The following is a 639-nucleotide window of genomic DNA, read 5'->3' on the forward strand; positions in this document are numbered from 1 at the left end:
GCATTTCAACCCACGGACGGGGATTTTTGCGTTGTACACCTCAACGACATAATCGCCTGTATCCACGAGCATCGGAGGGGGCCCTGCCTGCCTGAAGCCCAGCGGTCCGTCGACAAGACTCAGTCGCGCAATATCCTGCGCATACATATCCGCCATCGGTACAGACCTGTCAGGCCGACGATGCAGCCACACTTCGATGCTTGCCATACTCAGCCGCCTCGCACGCGCACAGACACCACCTTGTCCAATTTGTTAACCGTCAGGAACTCTTTGGCTGCTTGTGCAGCCTTCTCGTTCGGAAACTCGTACATCACCTTGTATCCCGGGTTTTGTTCAACGGCAGTCTTCACGCGATCCAGAGAGTCCAATAGGTCTCGCTTCGCGCCTTCACTCCACAGCGGCAGCTGCTTCTTGGCATCGATCAGCAGGGTCGACGACCCGTCGGCGCCCTTTTCTATCCCATCGAAACGGATGTAGTTACGGCCCTTCGGATTGCCATTATCGTAGCGCAGTGCGGGGACCACACCCTTACGCGTCGCGATATCGCTCATGGCACCGGAGGTCCTCTAATTATTGCCTCAACGGCTGTAGTATCAATAGCAGCGCCACAAAAAATTGCCCAAGTAAATCCTCAAGATA

At 55.2% G+C, this 639-nt stretch carries 2 protein-coding genes; both read right to left on the minus strand.

From position 1 onward, the window contains the following. A partial coding sequence (locus RMZ43_RS36020; protein WP_428851032.1) for a hypothetical protein occupies nt 1-207 on the minus strand: 207 nt, incomplete at its 3' end. Nucleotides 208-209: 2 nt separating this feature from the next. After that, nucleotides 210-551, minus strand: coding sequence for a hypothetical protein (locus tag RMZ43_RS36025; RefSeq protein ID WP_428851033.1), 342 nt, complete (start codon nt 549-551; stop codon nt 210-212). Between the last annotated feature and the right edge of the window lie 88 nt (nt 552-639).

It is taken from the genome of Nostoc sp. CmiVER01 (genome assembly GCF_034531135.2).
GTDB lineage: Bacteria > Cyanobacteriota > Cyanobacteriia > Cyanobacteriales > Nostocaceae > Nostoc.

Bases quoted from the DNA above. Each gene is read 5' to 3' on its own strand.
- RMZ43_RS36025 (WP_428851033.1), bottom strand. From the start codon at position 551: ATGAGCGATATCGCGACGCGTAAGGGTGTGGTCCCCGCACTGCGCTAC.